The organism is Halomonas sp. KAO, from assembly GCF_015595025.1.
Lineage (GTDB): Bacteria > Pseudomonadota > Gammaproteobacteria > Pseudomonadales > Halomonadaceae > Halomonas.
This window is the reverse complement of sequence record NZ_JADNRL010000010.1, coordinates 72,834-92,143: the sequence shown is the minus strand read 5'-3', so window position 1 is coordinate 92,143 and position 19,310 is coordinate 72,834. Positions and strand designations below refer to the sequence as shown.

Annotated in this window: 17 protein-coding genes; 6 read left to right on the top strand and 11 right to left on the bottom strand. The window is 64.9% G+C overall.

Going from position 1 to position 19,310, the window contains the following annotated elements:
• The 9 genes from IOC61_RS04400 to lexA form a co-directional block, all read right to left on the bottom strand.
• The coding region (locus IOC61_RS04400; protein ID WP_195687798.1) for a leucine zipper domain-containing protein at positions 1-208 on the bottom strand (208 nt) is incomplete at its 3' end.
• Between the two features lie 213 nt (positions 209-421).
• Positions 422-2,158 (bottom strand): vWA domain-containing protein, encoded by a 1,737-nt coding sequence (locus IOC61_RS04395; RefSeq protein ID WP_195687653.1) that lies wholly within the window; start codon positions 2,156-2,158, stop codon positions 422-424.
• A gap of 170 nt (positions 2,159-2,328) precedes the next feature.
• Positions 2,329-3,090 carry an ABC transporter permease gene (locus IOC61_RS04390; protein WP_195687652.1) on the bottom strand — a complete coding sequence of 254 codons (762 nt, stop codon included), beginning with the start codon at positions 3,088-3,090 and terminating at the stop codon, positions 2,329-2,331.
• A complete protein-coding gene (locus IOC61_RS04385) occupies positions 3,087-4,037 on the bottom strand; it encodes an ABC transporter ATP-binding protein (protein WP_229332915.1) in 951 nt (316 codons plus the stop codon). The genes IOC61_RS04390 and IOC61_RS04385 overlap by 4 nt, the downstream gene beginning before the upstream one ends.
• The gene (locus IOC61_RS04380; protein WP_195687651.1) at positions 4,030-4,236 is read right to left on the bottom strand and encodes a DUF6494 family protein; all 207 of its coding nucleotides are present in this window, start codon (positions 4,234-4,236) and stop codon (positions 4,030-4,032) included. Before IOC61_RS04380 ends, IOC61_RS04385 begins: the two co-directional genes overlap by 8 nt.
• 543 nt (positions 4,237-4,779) lie before the next feature.
• Positions 4,780-5,400: a porin family protein gene (locus tag IOC61_RS04375; protein ID WP_195687650.1), complete on the bottom strand. Its 621-nt coding sequence runs from the start codon at positions 5,398-5,400 to the stop codon at positions 4,780-4,782.
• A 321-nt stretch (positions 5,401-5,721) separates the two neighbouring features.
• Positions 5,722-8,325, bottom strand: coding sequence for a bifunctional aconitate hydratase 2/2-methylisocitrate dehydratase (gene acnB / locus IOC61_RS04370; RefSeq protein WP_161423569.1), 2,604 nt, complete (start codon positions 8,323-8,325; stop codon positions 5,722-5,724).
• Positions 8,326-8,616: 291 nt separating this feature from the next.
• Positions 8,617-9,690 (bottom strand): DNA polymerase IV, encoded by a 1,074-nt coding sequence (dinB, locus tag IOC61_RS04365; RefSeq protein ID WP_195687649.1) that lies wholly within the window; start codon positions 9,688-9,690, stop codon positions 8,617-8,619.
• Positions 9,662-10,309, bottom strand: a complete 648-nt coding sequence (lexA, locus tag IOC61_RS04360) for a transcriptional repressor LexA (RefSeq protein WP_195687648.1) — start codon at positions 10,307-10,309, stop codon at positions 9,662-9,664. Before lexA ends, dinB begins: the two co-directional genes overlap by 29 nt.
• 229 nt (positions 10,310-10,538) lie before the next feature.
• On the opposite strand from lexA, the gene IOC61_RS04355 reads away from it, so the two are divergent.
• From IOC61_RS04355 to IOC61_RS04345, 3 genes are all read left to right on the top strand, one after another.
• Positions 10,539-11,204 (top strand): TetR/AcrR family transcriptional regulator, encoded by a 666-nt coding sequence (locus IOC61_RS04355; protein WP_195687647.1) that lies wholly within the window; start codon positions 10,539-10,541, stop codon positions 11,202-11,204.
• A 2-nt stretch (positions 11,205-11,206) separates the two neighbouring features.
• Positions 11,207-12,259, top strand: coding sequence for a beta-N-acetylhexosaminidase (nagZ, locus tag IOC61_RS04350; RefSeq protein ID WP_195687646.1), 1,053 nt, complete (start codon positions 11,207-11,209; stop codon positions 12,257-12,259).
• A 71-nt stretch (positions 12,260-12,330) separates the two neighbouring features.
• Positions 12,331-12,909 (top strand): hypoxanthine-guanine phosphoribosyltransferase, encoded by a 579-nt coding sequence (locus IOC61_RS04345; RefSeq protein ID WP_195687645.1) that lies wholly within the window; start codon positions 12,331-12,333, stop codon positions 12,907-12,909.
• Positions 12,910-13,189: 280 nt separating this feature from the next.
• Here the strand turns inward: IOC61_RS04345 and IOC61_RS04340 are convergent, their stop codons facing one another.
• Positions 13,190-14,893, bottom strand: a complete 1,704-nt coding sequence (locus tag IOC61_RS04340; RefSeq protein ID WP_195687644.1) for an AMP-binding protein — start codon at positions 14,891-14,893, stop codon at positions 13,190-13,192.
• Between the two features lie 85 nt (positions 14,894-14,978).
• Positions 14,979-15,428, bottom strand: a complete 450-nt coding sequence (locus IOC61_RS04335) for a MerR family transcriptional regulator (RefSeq protein WP_195687643.1) — start codon at positions 15,426-15,428, stop codon at positions 14,979-14,981.
• A gap of 404 nt (positions 15,429-15,832) precedes the next feature.
• On the opposite strand from IOC61_RS04335, the gene IOC61_RS04330 reads away from it, so the two are divergent.
• From IOC61_RS04330 to mmsB, 3 genes are all read left to right on the top strand, one after another.
• Positions 15,833-16,999: an acyl-CoA dehydrogenase family protein gene (locus IOC61_RS04330; protein WP_195687642.1), complete on the top strand. Its 1,167-nt coding sequence runs from the start codon at positions 15,833-15,835 to the stop codon at positions 16,997-16,999.
• Positions 17,000-17,084: 85 nt separating this feature from the next.
• On the top strand, positions 17,085-18,239 hold the full coding sequence (locus IOC61_RS04325) for an enoyl-CoA hydratase/isomerase family protein (RefSeq protein WP_195687641.1): 1,155 nt from the start codon (positions 17,085-17,087) through the stop codon (positions 18,237-18,239).
• A 113-nt stretch (positions 18,240-18,352) separates the two neighbouring features.
• Complete coding sequence (gene mmsB, locus IOC61_RS04320; RefSeq protein WP_195687640.1) at positions 18,353-19,264, top strand: 3-hydroxyisobutyrate dehydrogenase; 912 nt, start codon at positions 18,353-18,355, stop codon at positions 19,262-19,264.
• The last annotated feature ends 46 nt before the right edge of the window (positions 19,265-19,310 follow it).

Here is a 19,310-nt window from a genome sequence, read left to right as displayed (position 1 = left end):
CCAACGGGCTTCGGGCCGGGCGTGACCGACGGTCCTGGAGCCCCTCCTGCCCTTCCTCTCGGAAACGACGCACCCACTTATAGACTGTTCTCACACTGACGCCTTGAGCTTGCGCAACCTCTCTGGGCCGCAACCCTTCATCGATGACGCGAGCGGCCAGCAGGGCTCGACCATGCGGAGTGAGACGGGCATTCTTATGGGTGTTCATCCGGGCCTCCTGGAGCGGTTGGTTGGTTCGCATCTCCAGTCTTCCGGGTTGGTTCCGGATGAACAACCTATAGAGAGATCACAGCTAGCCTCCTGGTCAGGTCCCTTTACTACACCACTACAGCTACTACAGCCCCTTTCTTCGCCGGGGGCTGTAGAGGGGGCTGTGCCTTTCGTCATTCGGGGCTTTCGTCATTCGGGGCATTCGATCTATCTACTTTATCTCGAAGGAGTGGCGCTCCAGCACCTCCCCGCTGTCACTGGCCGTGTAGCGCAGCTCGTAGCTACCCGCTGTCGATGGGGCGAACAGCTGCAGCGGACTGCCCTGGCTGGCGCGTGCCTCGCGGATGGCCTTGGCATCATCGGGGGCATCGGCCGCCACGACCTGGATAACGTCCTCGTAGCGCCCCGGGCCCTGCCAGTTCACTTTGATCACCCCTCCGGCCTCGGGGCTCCCCTCGATGGCCAGGCTGACCTCGCCGGCGCCCACGCTGACCGGTAGGCTGGCCAGGGTTCTTCCCGACTGCTGAATCACATAGCGCACCTCGTACTCGCCCGGCTCGGCGGGAGCGTCGAGGGTGACTGGCGAGCCTCTGCTGGTCCGCACATAGTCGGTATAGCTCCCCTCGGGGGCACCAGCCTCGACGATGGTGATGTAGTCACGGGGGTTGTCCGGGCCTATCCACTCCACCTGAAACCTGCCGCTCGGCAGAATGGGGTCGTTGACCATCAGTTGCGCCCTTGCGGGCACGAGAGTGATCGGCTGGCTGGCAAGGGTGCGCTTGGACTGCTGGATCACGTAGCGGATCTCGTGGTTGCCCAGCGCATCCGGGGCGGTGATCGTCAGTGGCGATCCCTGGTTGGTGCGGGTGTAGTCGAGATAGCTCCCCTCGGGGGCACCGGCCTCGACGATGGTGATGTAGTCCCGGGGGTTGTCGGGCCCCTCCCATTCGACCTTGATTACCGAGCCCGCCACGGCCTCATCGGGGGCGTCAAGACTGGCCTCCACCGGGGTCAGGGTCACCGAGTGAGTCGCCAGGGTGTCGCCACTCTGTTGATGCACGTAGCGGATCTCGTAGCTGCCCAGTGCATCCGGAGCGGTGATCGTCAGCGGTGACCCCTGGTTGGTGCGGGTGTAGTCGAGATAGCTCCCCTCGGGGGCGCCGGCCTCGACGATGGTGATGTAGTCCCGGGGGCTGTCGGGTCCCTCCCATTCGACCTCGATCACCGAGCCTGCGGGCGCCGTGTCGGCGGTGGTCAGCTCGGCGGTGGGCACGGGGTCTGGTGCTGGTTCCGGCGCGGGTTCGGGTGGTGGCTCGGCGGCGGCCTCCTCCACCCGATAGAGGGCGCTTGCCAGTTCGGCGCCGGAGTGGGTCTGGAAGAGCTCGCCACCGGTCTGGTCGGTCACGCATGAGAGCTGCTGGATCTCTTCGTCGCTGAGCCCGAAGCCCACCACATGGGCGCGAATCGCCAAGCCCTGTTCGGCGAGCCGCGCCGCCACGGCACAGGGGTCGCCGTCGCAGGTCTCCAGGCCGTCGGTCACCAGAATGATATCGGCGGCCTCGGCGGTGCGCGGGATCTGCTCGGCGGCCAGCGCCAGGCTCTCGGCGATGGGGGTCATGCCCTGGGGATTCAATGCACGGATCTGCTCGGCCAGGGTCTCGGCACGCTGGAGCTCCATGGTGGCGATGACCTCGATATCGCCGCAGTCCCCGCGACGGTTGTGTCCATACGCCAGTACGCTCAGCGGGAGTTCAGGATTACGACCCTGCAGATACTCATCGATAACGTCCCGGGCCACCTCGATGCGGGTGCTGTTGCCCTCCATGCGATTCCACATGGAGCCCGAGGCATCGAGCACCAGGACACTGACCCGGTCGGCCATGGCGGGGGAGGCCCCCAGCAGCAACACCGCAGGGAGCAGAATTAGTGGCTGAGCGAAGCGTGCCATCGGGTACCTCCAAGCTGCGAGTGGATCCATACTCAGCATAGGCAAGGAGGGCGCCCAGGGGCTCCCCTCATATCAACGGGGAGCCTTGTGCGAGTCGCGGGGGGCGATGACTCGTGTTGGAGTGATTGATCCCCGCCCTGGTGGGGGGCGGGGATTTACGCGGATTTTGGCTAGGGCTTCAGCCGGTAGCCGGTGCGGAAGATCCAGGCCACCACCGTCAGTGCCGCGGCCAGGAACAGCACGATCATTCCCAGGCTGATCAAGGGGCTGACGTCGCTGATGCCATAGAAGCTCCAGCGGAAGCCGCTGATCAGGTAGACCACCGGGTTGGCCAGGGTCACCGCCTGCCAGAAGGGCGGCAGCATATCGATGGAGTAGAAGGTGCCGCCGAGGAAGGTCAGTGGCGTGATCACCAGCAGCGGGACCAGCTGAAGTTTCTCGAAGCCATCGGCCCAGATGCCGATGATAAAGCCCAGCAGGCTGAAGGTTGCTGCCGTCAGCACCAGGAACAGTGCCATCATCACTGGGTGCTCGATGGAGTAGGGCACGAAGAGGCGTGCGGTGATCAGCACGATGATCCCCAAGATCAGCGACTTGCTGGCCGCGGCCCCCACATACCCCGCGACGACCTCCCAGTAGGACATGGGCGCGGAGAGCACCTCGTAGACGGTGCCCGAGAAGCGGGGAAAGAAGATGCCGAACGAGGCGTTGGAGACGCTCTGGGTAAGCAGCATCAGCATGATCAGGCCCGGCACGATAAAGGCCCCGTAGCTGATGCCGTCCACCTCGCTGATGCGACTGCCGATGGCGGAGCCGAACACCACGAAGTAGAGCGAGGTGGAGAGCACCGGCGAGACGATGCTCTGCAGCACGGTGCGCAGGCTGCGGGCCATCTCGGCACGGTAGAGGGTCTTGACGGATTCGAGATTCACGTCGTCTCCTTGACCAGATTGACGAAGATCTCCTCCAGGGAGCTCTGGCGAGTGTGCAGATCCTTGACGGCGATGCCCGCCGCCTCCAGATCGGCCAGCAGGCCGGCGATACCGGTGCCATCATCCTCGTCTGCCGTGGCGTCATAGGCGTAGACCAGGGCGTGTCCCTCTTCGGCCAGCGTCAGGCGATGACGGGCGAGACGGGGAGGCACCGAGTCCAGCGGGTCACGCAGATGGAGGGTGAGCTCCTTGCGACCTAGCTGCTGCATCAGCGCCTGCTTGTTCTCCACCAGCACCAGCTCCCCCGAGCGGATCACCCCGATGCGGTCGGCCATCTCCTCGGCTTCCTCGATATAGTGCGTGGTGAGGATGATGGTCACCCCGCTGTCACGCAGCGCTCGCACCACCTCCCACATGTCGCGGCGCAGGGCGACATCGACCCCCGCGGTGGGCTCGTCGAGAAACAGGATCTCGGGCTCGTGGGCCAGCGCCTTGGCGATCAGCACCCGACGCTTCATGCCGCCGGAGAGGGTAATCAGGCGGTTGTTGCGCTTCTCCCACAGCGACAGCGAGCGCAGCACCTTCTCGATATGCGCGGGATCCTTCGGCTTGCCGAACAGCCCCCGGCTGAAGCTCACCGTATCCCACACCTTGATGAAGGCGTCGTTGGTCAGCTCCTGGGGCACCAGGCCGATGCGCGCCCGGGCCTCGCGAAACTCGCGCACATTGTCGTGGCCATCGACCAGCACGCGCCCGCGACTCGGGTTGACCAGCCCGCAGATCACGCTGATCAGGGTGGTCTTGCCCGCCCCGTTGGGGCCGAGCAGGGCGAAGATCTCGCCACGGCGGATCTCCAGGTCGATATCCTTGAGGGCCTCGAAGCCCCCCGAGAAGATCTTGCCCAGCCCCTCGACGCGAATGACCGTACGGTCCCGGGCCTCACTCAAGGGTGATATCCCTGTCGAAGGTCAGCGCCAGGTCGATGCCGTCGACCGTCACGGTGACACGCGCCGGCAGGTGCTCGTCGCCCTTCAGCTTGCCCTCGTCGATCGCCTGCCGAACGGCCTTCTCGATCTCCTGCTGGGTATTCACTCCGACATTCTTGAGCAGCGTGCGGATGCTGTGCTGAAACGCGTCCTGGTTCATGACAAGGCTCCTTTAGCAAGAAGGGATTAATCTCCATCCTACCGTGACTGTTCGAGACTGTCGCCTCGGCGCCGATGGCATTTAGGCTGGAGATGGCACTTAGGCTGGGGGTGGCATGGTAGGAGGGAGGCTCCGCTCGCGACGGGCGCCTCAAGGCGCCTCGACGGTGTTGCCGGTCCTGGTGCCGTCATCCGGGGGAGCCCTTCGGCCTTCGGTCGCGATGCGGAGCCGGGATGCCGGACCGATCCCGCCTACCGACAAGGGGCACGTCACTCCACGGAGAGCAAAAAAGCGCCCCGGATGGGGCGCTTCGCTTATCGGCTTCGGCCTCAAGCCTTGTCTTCAGGCCGGGCCGCCGCGGACGGCGGCCTACGATGGTGCGAGCATCGGAGTCGAAGCTGCGGGTGTCAGAATCGTGGCACTCAGGCCTCTTGAGCGGTCGGAATCACAATGGAAGCAGCGATCTGGCTCAAGGTCGATGTGCCTGTGATAGTCACATCATCATGCCACAGGTGCCGGTGCTATCTAGCCCCGTGACCGGGCTTAGAAGCGCCAGCCCACGGAGGCCGTGAAGGCATCGACGGTATAGTCACTATCGAAGTCGTAGCGCTCGTATTCGGCGCGCAGCAGCATGGGGTCCAGCTGGAACTGGGCGCCGACTCCGTATACCGGGTCGGTACCGTCCTGGTCGCTGAGCTCCTGCTGGAAGTTGCCGAGGTTGCCGTTGGTCTGCGTCTCCCAGTGCGCCAGGCCGGCCTTGCCGAAGAGCGTGAACCAGTCGGTGAGCGGCAGCTTGCCGACAAGGCTCGCGCCATAGGCCTGGGACTCGAGCTCGGCGTTGACGGCATCGTTGCCCTTCAAACGCACCTCACCAAGGTCACTGTAGAACCCTTCCACGGCGAGGTAGCGGTTGAGGTCATAGCCCACGAAGAACTTGGTGACGTTATCGTCATCGTCGATGTCGAAGTCCTCGACACCCCCTTCGACGAAATCGGCGACTTCATCCCGATCGTTCTCGAGCGAACCGAAGCCGGCGCCAGCCCCCAGGTAGAGACCGCGGTGTTCGGCTCCCTCCGCCAGGGCCAGCGGGGAGAGGGCGATGGCGGCGATCACCAGACCGCCAAGGGAAAGGGGGCGCAGTGCGGTGGTGTACTGGATCGACATGAGAGGCTCCTCAACATTAATCAAGTGGGAACACCCGGATGGCAGTGCCACCTCGACGTGCGGAGCCCTCACCTTAGTAAATATGCATGTAATACTAAAGTTTGAATTAGTTACCGTTGGTAGAATGGCGTCGGTATTCGGCGACGGTTATCGCCCGGCGCGAATGAGCCGCACCCCACCAGCGGGTGACACAAAAAAAAGCGCCCCGTGAGGGGCGCTTCGTTTATCGACTTTCGGGAGTGAGTCCCGGGCCGCCGCGAGCGGCGGCCTGCGATGTTGCGAGCATCGGAGTCGAAGCTGAGGATATCAGAACCGTGGCACTCAGGCCTCTTGAGCGATCGGAATCACGTTGGAGGCGGCGTTCTGATACTCCTCGATCTCGTGGAAGTTCATGTAGCGATAGATCTCGCCGGCCATGGCGTCGAACTCGCTCATATAACGGCGATATTCGTCGACGCTCGGCAGGCGGCCTTCCACGGCGGCCACGGCCGCCAGTTCCGCAGAGGCGAGGTAGACGTTGGCACCGTCGCCCAGGCGGTTCGGGAAGTTACGGGTGGAGGTGGAGACCACGGTGCTCTTGGCGGCGACGCGCGCCTGGTTACCCATGCACAGCGAGCAGCCCGGCATCTCCATGCGTGCCCCGGCACGCCCATAGATGCCGTAGTAGCCCTCCTCGGTCAGCTGGTGCTGATCCATCTTGGTCGGCGGTGCCAGCCACAGGCGCGTCTTCAGGCTGCCGGCCGGCTGCTTCTCGAGCAGCTTGCCCGCGGCGCGGAAGTGGCCGATGTTGGTCATGCACGAGCCGATGAAGACTTCGTCGATCTTCTCGCCGGCCACCTCGGAGAGCAGACGGGCGTCGTCCGGGTCGTTGGGCGCGCAGAGTACCGGCTCATTGAGCTGGTCGAGATCGATCTCGATGATCTCGGCGTACTCGGCGTCCTGGTCGGCACGCATCAGGCTCGGGTTGGCCAGCCACTCCTCCATGCCCTGGATGCGGCGCTCGATGGTACGGCGGTCGCCGTAGCCGTTGGCGATCATCCACTTGAGCAGGGTGATGTTGGACTTGAGATACTCGGTCACGCTCTCCTCGGACAGCGTGATGGTACAGCCGGCGGCGGAGCGCTCGGCGGAGGCATCGGAGAGCTCGAAGGCCTGCTCCACGGTGAGGTCCTCGAGACCCTCGATCTCCAGCACGCGACCGGAGAAGGCGTTCTTCTTGCCGGACTTCTCGACGGTCAGCAGGCCGTCCTTGATCGCGTAGTAGGGGATCGCGTGGACCAGATCACGCAGGGTGACGCCGGGCTGACGCTTGCCCTTGAAGCGCACCAGCACCGATTCCGGCATATCCAGCGGCATCACGCCGGTTGCGGCGGCGAACGCCACCAGCCCGGAGCCGGCCGGGAAGGAGATGCCCAGCGGGAAGCGGGTATGGGAGTCGCCGCCGGTACCCACGGTGTCGGGCAGCAGCATGCGGTTCAGCCAGCTGTGGATGATGCCGTCGCCCGGACGCAGGGAGACGCCGCCGCGGTTCATGATGAAGTCGGGCAGGGTGTGATGGGTATCCACGTCGACCGGCTTCGGATAGGCGGCGGTATGGCAGAAGGACTGCATCACCAGGTCGGCCTGGAAGCCGAGACACGCCAGATCCTTGAGCTCGTCGCGAGTCATCGGCCCGGTGGTGTCCTGAGAGCCCACGGTGGCCATCTTCGGCTCGCAGTACATGCCGGGACGCACGCCGTCCAGGCCGCAGGCCTTGCCGACCATCTTCTGGGCCAGGGTGAAGCCCTTGCCGGTGTCGGCGGGCTGCTCAGGCAGGCGGAAGACGTCGGAGGCGGGCAGGCCCAGGGACTCACGCGCCTTGGTGGTCAGGCCGCGACCGATGATCAGCGGGATACGGCCGCCGGCGCGCACCTCGTCGAGGATCAGCTGGGTCTTGAGCTCGAAGGTGGTCAGCACCTCGTCGGTGCCGTGCTTGCACACCTTGCCCTCGTAGGGGTAGACGTCGATGACGTCGCCCATCTCGAGCCTGGAGACGTCCATCTCGACCGGCAGGGCGCCGGAGTCTTCCATGGTGTTGAAGAAGATCGGGGCGATCTTGCCGCCGAAGCAGAAGCCGCCGGCGCGCTTGTTCGGCACGTTGGGGATATCGTCACCGAAGAACCACAGCACGGAGTTGGTGGCGGACTTGCGCGAGGAGCCGGTGCCGACCACATCGCCGACGTAGGCCACCGGGAAGCCCTTGGCCTTCACGTCCTCGATCTGCTTGAGGGGGCCCTTGACGCCCGGCTCCTCCGGCTCGATGCCGTCACGCTCGTTCTTGAGCATGGCGTTGGCGTGCACCGGGATATCGGGGCGCGACCAGGCATCCGGGGCCGGGGAGAGGTCGTCGGTGTTGGTCTCGCCAGGCACCTTGAAGACGGTCAGGGTGATCTTCTCGTCCAGCTTGGGCTTGGCGAGGAACCACTCGGCGTCGGCCCAGGACTGGATGACATCCTTGGCTACGGCGTTGCCCGCCTTGGCGCGCTCTTCCACGTCGTGGAAGGCGTCGAACATCAGCAGGGTATGCTTGAGCTGTTCGCCCACTTCCTTGGCCAGGTCGGCATCGTCGAGCAGCTCGACCAGCGAGACGATGTTGTAACCGCCCTGCATGGTGCCCAGCAGCTTGACGGCGTGGACCCTGTCGATCAGCGGGGACTCGGCCTCGCCCTTGGCGATGGCGGTCAGGAAGGCGGCCTTGACGTAGGCAGCCTCGTCGACGCCCGGCGGGACGCGGTTTGTCAGCAGGTCGAGGATGAACTCCTCTTCACCCGCCGGCGGCGTCTTCAGCAGTTCCACCAGGGCGGCGACCTGCTCGGCGTTCAGCGGCTTAGGCGGCACGCCTTCGGCGGCACGCTCCTCGACATGTTGGCGATAGGCTTCAAGCACGTTAGGGCCCTCATTGCGTGTGGGGCCAGAGTGTCGCGACCCGGGGGAATCACGACCCAGTAGAGTCGCTATCCGAGAGAGTCGCTACCCGGTAGAAACAGCACCGGAACAAGCCTCTGGCGTGTGGAACAGGGGGGGAAGTCCCCGTTTCAGGTGGCGGCGATTCTACGCGAGACTGTCGACAATGTTAAGAGAAGCCCATGGTGCCGGGCCTTGCACTTTGGTCGGCGGGATGTGGGTTGGGCTACAGGAACCTCCCCTTTTTGGGGTCTGACCCCTAAAGGGGAGGGCTCACAACGGCAGATTGAGCTGGCGCCTCGCATCGGCCTCCACCAGCCGGGTGCCGACGCCGAGCAGGCGCACCGGGCGCTGGCCGCGCCGCCAGGCCTGCTCCAGTAGTCTGGCGTAGTTCTCGGGGGAGGGCGCCAGGCCACGGCTCTCCAGGGTCGTCAGGCTGAAGTCATCGAAGCGCACCTTGATGACGATGCCGGCGAGTGCGGGGTGGCCGTGGCGCGCCAGGCGCTCCTCCAGCTTCTCGCACAGCGGCAACAGTGCCTCCCGGCAGTGGGCGAGGTCGGGCAGGTCGCGGGAGAAGGTGGTCTCCACGCTGACCGACTTGCGCTCGCGCTCGGGCTTGACCGGACGGTCGTCGATGCCGCGGGCCAGTTCGAAGAGGCGCTTGCCGAACTTGCCGAACTCCTCCACCAGCCGCTCGATGGGCAGCTTGCGCAGCTCGGCGCAGGTGTCGATGCCCAGGGCATCCAGGCGAGCGCCGGTGGCCGGGCCCACGCCGTGGAGTTTTTTTACCGACAGCGCGCTGACGAACTCCTCGACCCGGTGTGGAGGGATGACGGTCAGACCATCGGGCTTCTCCCAGTCACTGGCGATCTTGGCCAGGAACTTGCTGGAGGCCGCGCCTACCGAGATGGTGATTCCGGTACGCCTGAGGCTCTCCTGCTTGATCCACTGCGCCATCCAGGTGGCGCTGCCCGAGAAACGCTCCACGCCGGTGACATCGAGAAACGCCTCGTCCAGGGAGAGCGGTTCCACCAGGGGGGTCAGTTCATGGAAGATCGCCTGGATCTGGCGCGAGACCTCGCGATACTTGTCGAAGTCGCCGCGCAGCAGGGTGAGGTGAGGGCAGAGGCGTAGTGCGCGGGCCGTGGGCATCGCCGAGTGGATGCCGAAGGCCCGTGCCGGATAGTTGCAGGTGGCAATCACCCCGCGCCGGTCGACGCTCCCGCCGATGGCCAGCGGAATGTCGCGCAGCGCGGGGTTGTCGCGCATCTCCACCGCCGCATAGAAGCAGTCGCAGTCGGCGTGGAGGATCTTGCGCTCAGGAGAGGGATTGACCGTTGCCGCCACGGATCACGCCAACGCCGATGCCTTCGATCTCCAGCGGGTCGTGCCGCAGGTCGACCTTGATGGGGGCGAATTCGGCATTTTCCGCCACCAGGGTCACCTGGTGGCCCTTGCGCTGGAAGCGCTTCACCGTCACCTCATCCTCCAGGCGCGCCACCACGATCTGGCCATTGCGAACTCGGTCGGTGCGGTGCACCGCCAGCAGGTCGCCCTCGAGGATGCCGATCTCCTTCATCGACAGGCCTCGGACTCGCAGCAGGTAGTCGGCCCGGGGCGTGAAATACTCCGGGGGCAGCGGGCAGTAGCGATCGATATGCTCGGCGGCCAGGATCGGGCTGCCAGCCGCCACTTCACCGATGATCGGCAGCTGCCGCGCCGGGGCCTCCTCGGTCTCGGCCTCCGCTTCTTGTGCGGGTAGTCGAATCCCCCGTGAGGTGCCGGAGATCATGCGGATGGCGCCCTTGCGCTCGAGGGCGCGCAGGTGCTCCTCGGCGGCATTGGGCGAGCGATAGCCCATCGCTCGGGAGATCTCCGCCCGGGTCGGTGGGTAACCGAGCTCCTGCATGGTCTTGACGATAAAGTCGTAGACGTTCTGTTGACGCTGGGTCAGCGGACGAGCCATGGGAACCTCCTGTGCGAATGGCGCAAGCGTATTGATCAAGTATACAGCATGACGTTCCGTACAGTAATCCGGAGGCGGTCAGCTGTGTTCCTGGCCGACCAGGGCCCCTGAACAACATCTGCATGGACCGTTTTAAACGATGCGTTATCCGAGCGTTGAGCCCAAACTGCCGACTAGCGTAGAATTGCGCTAAATTTCAAACAAATGTTTATAACTGGACGCACCCAGCATGGCACAGAATGATACCGTCACCCGGATCCTCGACACCGCCGAGGTGCTGTTCGCCGAGCGCGGCTTCGCCGAGACATCGCTGCGCACCATTACCAGCAAGGCCAAGGTCAATCTGGCGGCGGTGAACTACCATTTCGGCTCGAAGAAATCGTTGATTCAGGCGGTCTTCGCGCGCTATCTCGACCCCTTTACCGAGCGCTTTCATCGTGCCCTGGACGAGCTCGAGGCGCACTACGGCGACCAGGCCATACCGCTGGAGCGTCTGCTCGAGACCATGGCCAGCAGCGTGCTGGAGGTGCCGGCGGAGCGCAATAGCCTCAAGGTGTTCATGCGTCTGCTCGGACTCGCCTACAGTCAGGCCCAGGGCCACCTGCGCCGCTATATTCAGGAGGAGTATGGCAGCGTCTTTACGCGCTTCACCGCACTGATTCGCCAGGCCACGCCGGAGCTGCCCGATAGCGAGCGCTTCTGGCGCCTGCACTTCATGCTCGGCTCGGTGATCTTCACCCTCTCGGGCCTGGATGCGCTGCGTGATATCGCCGAGAAGGACTACGCGGAGCATGTCACGGTACGCGACCTGGTGCGCCGCCTGCGCCCGGTGGTGGTCGCCGCCATGCAGGCTCCGGTGCCGGCGCATCTCTCTTCTGCTTCCCAGGAGGTCTGATCATGTCTCAGACACCCGTGTCTCAGACACCCGTGTCACAGACACATAGACGGCCCCTGGGGCCGGTGATGCTGGATCTGGAGGGCACGCGACTGACGGCCGATGAGGCCGACCTGCTGTGTCGCCCGGAGGTCGGCGGCGTGATCCTGTTCGCCCGCAATGTCGACTCGGCCGGCCAGGTCCGCAAGCTGTGTGACTCGATTCGTCGGCTGCGGCCCAACCTTCTGATCGGCATCGACCAGGAGGGCGGGCGCGTTCAGCGGATTCGCGAGGGGGTGACGCGGCTACCCGCCATGCGCCGCCTGGGGCGTGATGCGGATACCCGGCCCGAGGAGACCCGGCGCCTGTGTCAGGACGCCGGCTGGCTGCTGGGCATGGAGATGGCCGCCTGCGGTCTCGATCTTACCTTCGCGCCGGTGCTCGATGTGGATGGTGGCACCTCCACGGTGATCGGCGACCGCAGCTTCTCCTCCTCTCCCGAGGCCGTGACGACGCTGGCCGGCGCCTTTGTCGACGGCCTCCACGAGGCCGGCATGGTGGCGGTGGGCAAGCACTTCCCCGGGCATGGCGGCGTGGCTGCCGACTCCCATCACGAGCTGCCGGTCGATGACCGCCCCCTTGAGGCGTTGCGTGCCCATGATCTGGTGCCTTTCGCGCGGCTGGCCTCGCGGCTCGACGCCGTGATGCCCGCCCATGTCGTCTACTCCGACTTCGACAGTCGTCCCGCGGGCTTCTCGCCGGCCTGGCTCGGCATGCTGCGGGAAAGCCTGGGCTTCCGGGGCGTGATCTTCTCCGACGACCTGAGCATGGCCGGTGCCGCCTCGGCGGGCTCGCCCGCCGAGCGTGCCCGGGTGGCACTCACTGCCGGCTGTGACATGCTGGTGGTCTGCAATGATCGCCAGGCCGCCCTGGAAGTGCTCGATGCCTGCCGTGACCACCGCGCCACCCCGCGCCTCTCGAAGCTCAGTTTCGCGCGGGCACGGCCGGCACTGGAGAGCCTGTCGGCCCTCTCTCGCTGGCGCCGCCTGCATGCCCATCTCGAGGCCATGGGGTAACCATGGCCCACCGGGACAGTCCCCTTGTCACGAGGACTGTCCCCGATATCGACCAACCACGAGACTTTCTGATGCCCCGACTCGATCCCGAGACCCATCAATCGCTGACCGATATGCGCGACCTGATGGCCAGCGCCGACTGCCTGATCAGCCAGGAGGAGGTCGAGCGCGCCCTCGACCGCATGGCGGAGGAGATCACCCGCGACCTGGGTGACAAGCTGCCGGTCTTCTACTGCGTGATGAATGGCGGGCTGATTACCACCGGTCATCTGCTGACCCGTCTCGGCTTCCCGCTGGAGGTGGATTACCTGCATGCCACCCGCTACCGCGGCAAGACCCGGGGTGGCGAGCTGTTCTGGAGAGTATCGCCCGAGATTCCCATGGCCGGACGCCATGTGGTGATCGTCGATGATATCCTCGACGAGGGCGCGACCCTGGCCGCCATCCTCGACTACTGCCGCGAGGCGGGGGCGGCCAGCGTCAGCACCGCCGTGCTGGTCGACAAGCAGCACGACCGCAAGGCGGTGCCCGGCCTCAAGGCGGACTACTGCAGCCTGGAGGTGGCCGACCGCTATGTGTACGGCTTCGGCATGGATATCAAGGGCTACTGGCGCAACGCCCCGGGGATCTTCGCGCCGAAGGGGATGTAATCCGGCTTCGCCGGGTTTGGGGGTGTGGTAGGAGGGATTGGACCGCCGAAGCGGCTCCGCATCGCGATTGGCGCCCCAAGGCGCCTCGGCGGTGTTGATGAGCACTCTGGAGCTACTGTGAGGAGGCCTACGGTCTCCAGTCGCGAGGCAGAGCCTCCCTCCTACGGAATGCGCCATACCTCGGTTGTCGTCATCAAAAACCCCGCGGGCCCTTAAGGCCCGCGGGGTTTCCCTTTCTACTTTTTTCGCTTGGTCGCTTGGTCGCTTGGTCGCTTGGCACCTACTTCAAGCCAAGCTCATGCACGGCTTCCTCACGCATCTTGAACTTCTGGATCTTGCCGGTGACGGTCATCGGGAACTCATCGACGAACTTCACGTAGCGCGGCACCTTGTAGTGGGCGATCTTGCCCTTGCAGAAGGTCTTGAGCTCCTCCTCGTTCAGCGCCTCGCCATCGGTCAGCTTGATCCAGGCCATCACCTCCTCGCCATACTTCTCGTCGGGGACGCCGATCACCTGCACATCCGAGACGGCGGGGTGGGTGTAGAGGAAGTCCTCGATCTCGCGCGGATAGATGTTCTCGCCTCCGCGGATGATCATGTCCTTGATGCGCCCGACGATCGCCACATACCCCTCGTCATCCATGGTGGCGAGGTCGCCGGTGTGCATCCAGCCGGCCTCGTCGATGGCCTTGTCGGTGGCTTCCTGGTTGTTCCAGTAGCCGAGCATCACGCTGTAGCCGCGGGTGCAGAGCTCGCCGGTCTCGCCACGGGGCACCACGGCGCCGGTCTCGGGGCTGACCAGCTTGACCTCGAGGTGTGGGTGAATGGTGCCCACGGTCGTGACGCGCTTCTCCAGCGGGGCGTCGGTCTCGGTCTGCAGGCTCACCGGGCTGGTCTCGGTCATGCCATAGCAGATGGTGACGTCCTGCATGTTCATGCGATCGATCACCTTGCGCATCACCTCGATGGGGCATATGGAGCCCGCCATGATGCCGGTACGCAGGTGCGAGAGGTCGAAGCTCTCGAACTCCGGGTGCTCCAGCTCGGCGATGAACATGGTCGGCACGCCATAGAGGGTGGTCGCCTTCTCCTCGGAGACCGAACGCAGGGTCTGCTCGGGATCGAAGCCATCCCCCGGATAGATCATGGTGGCACCATGGGTCATGCAGCCCAGGTTGCCCATCACCATGCCGAAGCAGTGGTAGAGAGGTACCGGGATCACCATGCGGTCCTGGTCGGTGAGCGCGATGGTGCGCGCCACGAAGAAACCGTTGTTGAGGATATTGTGATGGGAGAGGGTGGCGCCCTTGGGCGCGCCGGTGGTGCCGGAGGTGTACTGGATATTGATCGGGTCGTCGAACTGCAGGCTGGCCTGCACCTCGGCGAGGTGCTCGGCGGAGACCTCGTCGGCGTGAGCCAGCATCGACTGCCAGCTGAACATGCCGGTCAGGGCGCGATCGCCATCCAGGCAGATGACGCGCTTGAGCTCCGGAAGCCTGGCGCTCTTGAAGGTGCTCGGTCCTCCGTCGCGCAGCTCTTCATGGAGCTCCGGAGCCAGCTCTGCCAGGGTCGCCACATAGTCGGAGCTCTTGAAGGCGCCCTGCAGGACCAGCGTCGAGGCGCCGGACTGCTTGAGGGCGTACTCCAGCTCATGGGTGCGGTAACTGGGGTTGATATTGACCAGGATGGCGCCGATCTTGGCCGTGGCGAACTGGGTAATGGTCCACTCGGCACAGTTCGGCGACCAGATGCCCACTCGTTCGCCTTTCTTCACGCCGATGGCGAGCAGGGCGCGGGCGGCCTGGTCGACTGCCTCCTGGAGCTCCTTCCAGGTATAGCGAAGCCCCTGGTGACGGCTGATCAGGGCGTCACCGTCGGGGAAGCGAGCGACGGTCTCGTCGAAGCAGTCACCAATGGTCTGGCCCTTGAGCGGGGTATCACTGGTGCCGCTGACATAGCTGATCGAGTTGAGTTGGCGTGTCATGAGCGTGTCTCGCGCTTGTTGCTGAAATTGTTGCTGAACTTGTTGGGCGGTTGGACAGCACTGCGTGGGGTCTGGCGAAGGTGCGTCAGTCGCTATCGCCGAGGCTCGCCAGCACATCCCGGGCGCGGCGCTCGACATCGTCGAGCTCGAGCTGCATCAGCCGAATATCCTCCAGCTGGCGCTCCAGGTTGCGGCGCTTGTCGGTCAGGATCTCGATAAGGCGTCGCAGCTGGCGCCGGTTCCCGTCGGGCATGGCGTCGTACATCATGACCACCTCGCGGATCTCGGCCAGCGAGAAGCCCAGGCGCTTGCCGCGTAGGGTCAGCTTCAGGCGCACGCGATCCTTCTCATCATAGATGCGAGTCTGGCCACGACGCTCGGGGGCCAGCAGTCCTTCCTGCTCATAGAAGCGGATGGTGCGCGTGGTGACCTCGAACATCTTGGCCAGTTCGCCGATGCTGTAGGTGCGTCGCTGGCGGGGCAGCGGGCCGTCCTGGGCAGTGGCGGGAGCCGAGGTGGAGGGTGGTTGAGTCATGAGTGTCTTCCGTTTGTTATTGGCAAGCGGAGCGTGGCTCGCCCGCCTTCAGGCAACACTAGCCGAGGTTTACGTTAACGTAAAGGTCTTGTTAGACCATGGGTTGATATGGGATAAACCAAGCAAGTGCTAGGTTGGTGCCACTAACCCGTAGCGCCAGACATCATGGCCGTGAAGCACGCCACAACGAAGCGCGCCACTACAATGCGCATGATAAGTGTTCATGATATCGAGTGGCCCAGCACCTGCTTAACAGTATTGGCGTATCGCACTTGCTCATTGCACCCGATCAAGGCTTCACTTCATAGCTACGTTCATAACGACGTTCGTAACCACGTTCATAGCTACGTTCATAACTACGTTCATAACTACGTTCATAACAACGAGACGACGAGGAACCTTCCATGGACTTCTCCTTGACCGATGACCAGAAGGCACTGGCCCAGGCCGCGGCAGACTTCGCACGGGCCGAGCTCGCCGACCATGCCGCCGAGTGGGACGCCAACGCTCACTTTCCGGTTGACGTGATTCGCCGGGCGGGGGAGGCCGGCTTCCTGGGTATCTATACCCCCGAGGAGCACGGCGGCCTGGGGCTCTCGCGACTGGAGGCCTCGCTGATCTTCGAGCAACTCGCCCAGGGCTGTGTGGCCACCACCGCCTACCTCACCATCCACAATATGGTGACCTGGATGATCGCCAGCTGGGGCGATGATGCCCTGCGCGAGGCCTGGGTGCCCGCCATGGTAGCCGGCGAGGCGCTGGGTTCCTATTGTCTCACCGAGCCCGGTGCCGGTTCGGATGCCGCCAGCCTGCGCACCAAGGCCGTACGCGAGGGCGACGAGTATGTGCTGAGCGGCTCGAAGATGTTTATCTCCGGGGCCGGTGCCACCGAGGTGCTGGTGGTGATGGCTCGCACCGGGGCGCCGGACAGCGGTGCCGGGGGCGTCTCGGCCATCGTGGTGCCTGCCGATGCGGCCGGTATCGAGTATGGCAAGAACGAGGAGAAGATGGGCTGGAAGAGTCAGCCGACCCGCCTGGTCAGCTTCGACGGCGTCCGGGTGCCGGTCACCAACCGCCTGGGCGCGGAGGGCGAGGGCTTCAAGTTCGCCATGAAGGGGCTCGACGGTGGGCGTCTCAATATCGCCAGCTGCTCCCTGGGCGCCGCTCAGCAGGCGCTGGCTCTCTCGCGCGACTACCTGGCCGAGCGCAAGCAGTTCGGGCGTGAGCTCAACCAGTTCCAGGCGCTGCAGTTCAAGCTTGCCGATATGGCAAGCGAGCTCACCGCCGCGCGCCTGATGGTGCGTCACGCCGCCTGGCGCCTGGACAATGGTGACCCCGAGGCCACCGCCCACTGCGCCATGGCCAAGCGCTTCGCCACCGACATGGGGTTCACTGTCTGCAACGAGGCCCTGCAGCTGCATGGCGGTTATGGTTATATCCGCGAGTACCCCCTGGAGCGCCTGGTGCGCGATACCCGCGTTCACCAGATTCTCGAGGGGACCAACGAGATCATGCGTCTGATCGTCGCGCGGCGCCTGCTCGCCGACGGCGTGATCGAATCGCTGCAGTAGCTCGCCCGAACAAACCACCTTGTCTGAATCAGGCAAGTCGCCTGAGTCCAGTAACTCGCCTGGATAAAGCCATAAGGAGACCAGGATGACGGATCTTCCCGTGCTCTTCGAGGAGCGGCCCACCGCCGACGGTGGGCGCATCGGCGTCGCGACCCTCAACGCCCCGCGCTCGCTCAACTCACTGTCACTCGAGATGGCGCGTCAGCTCGATGCCAAGCTCGAGGCCTGGGCGGTGGATCGCAATATCGTCGCGGTATGGATCGAGGGCAGTGGCGAGAAGGCCTTCTGCGCCGGTGGCGACGTGGTCGCGCTCTATCGAGCCCTCAATGAGGAGGGTGACAACCGCGGGTCGGGTCGCGACAGCGAGCTGCCGGCGACCTACTTCACCCTGGAGTACCGGCTCGACTACCGCATCCACACCTTTCCCAAGCCGGTGATGGTGTGGGCGGATGGCATCGTCATGGGCGGCGGCCTGGGCCTGACGGCCGGGGCGTCCCATCGCCTCGTCACCGAGACCACGCTGATCGCCATGCCTGAGATCACCATCGGGCTCTATCCGGATATCGGCGCCAGCTGGTTCCTCAACCGCATGCCGCCGGGCGTGGGGGCCTACCTGGGCCTCACCGGCGCCCAGCTCAATGCCCGGGATGCCCTGGATCTCGGCCTGGGAGATCACTTCATCCCCCGTGAGCGCCGCGCGTCGCTGCTCGAGGCGCTGGGTGAGGCCGACTTTGGCGATCGCGGCGCGAAGGCACGGCGCGCCGCCGTACAGGGCGTGATCGACCGCTTCGAGGCGCGTGAACAGGCGCCGGAAGGACAGGTATCACCTCACCAGGACACCATTCAGGCGCTGATCGGCAACGTCGATGTCGAGACCGCCGTGTCACGGATCCTGGCCGATGACAGCGACGACAAGTGGCTCGCCGCCAACCGCAAGCGTCTGGCCGCCGGCTGCCCGATCAGCGCCCATCTGGTGTGGCGCATGCTCGAGCGCCACGCCCACACCAGCCTTGCCGACGCCTTCCGCGACGAGCTGGTGCTCTCGGTGCAGTGTGGCCGCCTCGGCGACTTCGTCGAAGGCGTGCGGGCGCTTTTGATCGAGAAGGACAAGAACCCCCGGTGGACCTACAGCGACGTCGCCAGCGTCCCCGCCACCTTTATCGATGCCATGTTCGAATCGCCCTGGACCAGCGAGGAGCACCCGCTGCGTGACTTGGGACATGGCCAGCGGGTGGGGTGAAACATGATGGAGGAGGGAGGCTCTGCCTCGCGACTGGCGCCGTCAGGCGCCGTTGAACCTCAGACACTACTGCATTGAATGAACATATATTGAACAACCACAAGGAACTAACCATGAATATCGCCTTTATCGGCCTCGGCAATATGGGCGCGCCCATGGCCAGCAACCTGGTCAAGGCCGGCCACAGCGTCACCGTCTTCGACCTGGTCGAGAGCGCCATGCAGGCGCTGGAGAGCGAGGGTGCCAGGCGCGCCGAGTCCACCGAAGCGGCGACCAAGGGCGCCGAGGTTATCATCTCCATGCTGCCCGCCGGCGTTCACGTCAAGGGCCTCTACCTGGGGCGCGACGGGGCTCCCGGCCTGCTCGAGGCGCTGGAAACCGACGCTGACAACACCAAACCGCTGATCATCGACGCCTCCACCATCTCGCCGGAGGATGCCCGCGAGGTGGCCGCCGCCGCCAGGGAGCATGGCCTGACCTGGCTCGACGCTCCGGTCTCCGGCGGCGTAGGCGGTGCCAAGGCGGGTGCCCTGACCTTTATCGTCGGCGGCAGCGCCGAAGGCTTCGAGCAGGCCAGGCCGGTGCTCGAGGCCATGGGCAAGAACATCTTCCATGCAGGCGAGAGCGGTGCCGGCCAGGTCGCCAAGATCTGCAACAACATGCTGCTCGGTATCCTGATGAGCGGCACCGCCGAGGCCCTGGCGCTGGGGGTCAAGAACGGCATGGACCCGGCCGTGCTCTCCGAGATCATGAAGCAGAGCAGCGGCGGCAACTGGGCACTCAACGTCTACAACCCCTGGCCCGGCGTCATGGAAGGCTCTGCCGCCAGTCGCGACTACCAGGGTGGCTTCCTCACCGACCTGATGGCCAAGGATCTCGGGCTCGCCTGGGAGCTCGCGCTGGGTTCCAAATCCACCGTGCCCATGGGCTCCCAGGCTCGCAACCTCTTCGCCCTGCACAGTGCCCAGGGCAGCGGCAGCCTCGACTTCTCCAGCATCCAGAAGCTCTACCGGGAAGGGGAGTAGCGCCTGAGGCCACCCGTCGCGATGCGCAGAAGAGGCGACGGGCCGA

Excerpts from the sequence above, each read along its gene's own strand:
- IOC61_RS04395 (WP_195687653.1), bottom strand. The coding sequence starts at position 2,158 with ATGGCACGCTTCGCTCAGCCACTAATTCTGCTCCCTGCGGTGTTGCTG.
- IOC61_RS04380 (WP_195687651.1), bottom strand. The coding sequence starts at position 4,236 with ATGAACCAGGACGCGTTTCAGCACAGCATCCGCACGCTGCTCAAGAAT.
- IOC61_RS04375 (WP_195687650.1), bottom strand. The coding sequence starts at position 5,400 with ATGTCGATCCAGTACACCACCGCACTGCGCCCCCTTTCCCTTGGCGGT.
- lexA (WP_195687648.1), bottom strand. The coding sequence starts at position 10,309 with ATGGCTCGTCCGCTGACCCAGCGTCAACAGAACGTCTACGACTTTATC.
- IOC61_RS04355 (WP_195687647.1), top strand. The coding sequence starts at position 10,539 with ATGGCACAGAATGATACCGTCACCCGGATCCTCGACACCGCCGAGGTG.
- nagZ (WP_195687646.1), top strand. The coding sequence starts at position 11,207 with ATGTCTCAGACACCCGTGTCTCAGACACCCGTGTCACAGACACATAGA.
- IOC61_RS04345 (WP_195687645.1), top strand. The coding sequence starts at position 12,331 with ATGCCCCGACTCGATCCCGAGACCCATCAATCGCTGACCGATATGCGC.
- IOC61_RS04340 (WP_195687644.1), bottom strand. The coding sequence starts at position 14,893 with ATGACACGCCAACTCAACTCGATCAGCTATGTCAGCGGCACCAGTGAT.
- IOC61_RS04335 (WP_195687643.1), bottom strand. The coding sequence starts at position 15,428 with ATGACTCAACCACCCTCCACCTCGGCTCCCGCCACTGCCCAGGACGGC.
- IOC61_RS04330 (WP_195687642.1), top strand. The coding sequence starts at position 15,833 with ATGGACTTCTCCTTGACCGATGACCAGAAGGCACTGGCCCAGGCCGCG.
- IOC61_RS04325 (WP_195687641.1), top strand. The coding sequence starts at position 17,085 with ATGACGGATCTTCCCGTGCTCTTCGAGGAGCGGCCCACCGCCGACGGT.
- mmsB (WP_195687640.1), top strand. The coding sequence starts at position 18,353 with ATGAATATCGCCTTTATCGGCCTCGGCAATATGGGCGCGCCCATGGCC.